The following is a 1,405-nucleotide window of genomic DNA, read 5'->3' as shown; positions in this document are numbered from 1 at the left end:
ACTGCTATGCCCGCTCTTTGTATTATCTCATCTTCTGATATGTCAGCGTTAACTTGAGATAAACCTACCACATTTTTCTCCTTACACTTTTTGTATTTTGAAAAACATCAAAAATCTAAATTGCAAAAGTAGGATAGTCAGGAAAATTTGGATTAAATAATGCTGTATCTATTTAATTACATATAAATTTAAATCAAAAAAATTAGAATATCTGTGTGTTATATTAATTACAATAATTGACAGTAGTTAGCTAGATATATGAATAAATTAATGGTATACACTCTTTTTGGAGTTGCAATATTAAGTGGTTGTAGTCAGATTTTTCAGACTCAACCAAGTGAATCTGAGTTAAAGTCACAATACAATATGTTATTAGAAACAATCGTAAATAACGTTAGAGTAGATAAAGTTGATAATTTAAAATGTAACCAAAATGGTTATGTTTTTCCTTCAGAAAAAGAGGGGCCTATTTATGAGTGTCAGGCTTTAGTACATTTCATGAATGGCAAATCAATGAAAGATCAATTCTCATTTTATAGAAGACCTGAAGGTTTCAATGGTGATATTGATATAAGTAATTCAAATATCATAGAGGGTCTAAGACAAATTGAGTATGAAAAACAGAGGGCTATAGAGTTAAAAAGATTTGAGGATGTTGCATTGGAAGAGCAAGCCTTAGCAAATCAACGAATACTCGAAGAGCAGGAACAAGAAAATGAATATGCTAGGCAAAGAATGAGCGAAGAATCTCAGAATTCAGAAAATGAACAAGTTGTTGAAGAGCAAATACAAGGTGGTGAGTGACCTGAAATTACTTAATTAATTTTATCAAATCATAAGTAAAAAGCTTCACTTTAAATAAAGGCTCATCGTAAGGTGGGCTTTTTTATATAACCTATCAATTAACTATAGAGGGCTTTCACCCCTATAAAAAGAGAATTTTAGTTTCCTATACAAACACGTCTATATATTCTTTGATCAACAGATGAGTTTTTAATTGATGTAAACTCTAAATCATCATAAAAATAAATGGTTTCACCAGTATCACCATTCATTCCTTTAATATTGTTATATGATCCTACTAGCTCACTGTTAGAAGTAAGTTCTTTGTAATATGTTGCATATCCCATAGATAGAGCCTTATATGGACAATCTATGACATACACCTTAATCGCAGATTTATAATTTTTTGCATATTCATCACTATTTTTGTAAGTGTATTTATCATAAACCACTACTTTCATTAAATTTTTATCAATTTTCTTAATTGATTTTTCATCAAGGTACTGTTTGAAGCCAGAATTTTGATCAACTAATAACAATTTAGGTGTATATGCAATTGCCGGCATTGAGAGAAGCAATGTTGATAATAATATGATTTTGTTCATTGGGTTTTGATCTTTAA

Annotated in this window: 2 protein-coding genes; one reads left to right on the top strand and one right to left on the bottom strand. The window is 29.6% G+C overall.

Annotated elements, in window-relative coordinates:
* Positions 1–258 precede the first annotated feature (258 nt).
* On the top strand, positions 259–804 hold the full coding sequence (locus SE27_RS13065; protein ID WP_148308956.1) for a hypothetical protein: 546 nt from the start codon (positions 259–261) through the stop codon (positions 802–804).
* A 137-nt stretch (positions 805–941) separates the two neighbouring features.
* Here the strand turns inward: SE27_RS13065 and SE27_RS13060 are convergent.
* Positions 942–1,405 (bottom strand): surface-adhesin E family protein (locus tag SE27_RS13060; protein WP_455550019.1); only part of this gene is annotated, 464 nt, incomplete at its 5' end.

The sequence above is a fragment of the Acinetobacter harbinensis genome (assembly GCF_000816495.1).
Taxonomy (GTDB): Bacteria; Pseudomonadota; Gammaproteobacteria; order Pseudomonadales; family Moraxellaceae; genus Acinetobacter; species Acinetobacter harbinensis.
This window is presented reverse-complemented; position numbering and strand designations above follow the sequence as displayed.

Excerpts from the sequence above, each read along its gene's own strand:
- SE27_RS13065 (WP_148308956.1), top strand. The coding sequence starts at position 259 with ATGAATAAATTAATGGTATACACTCTTTTTGGAGTTGCAATATTAAGT.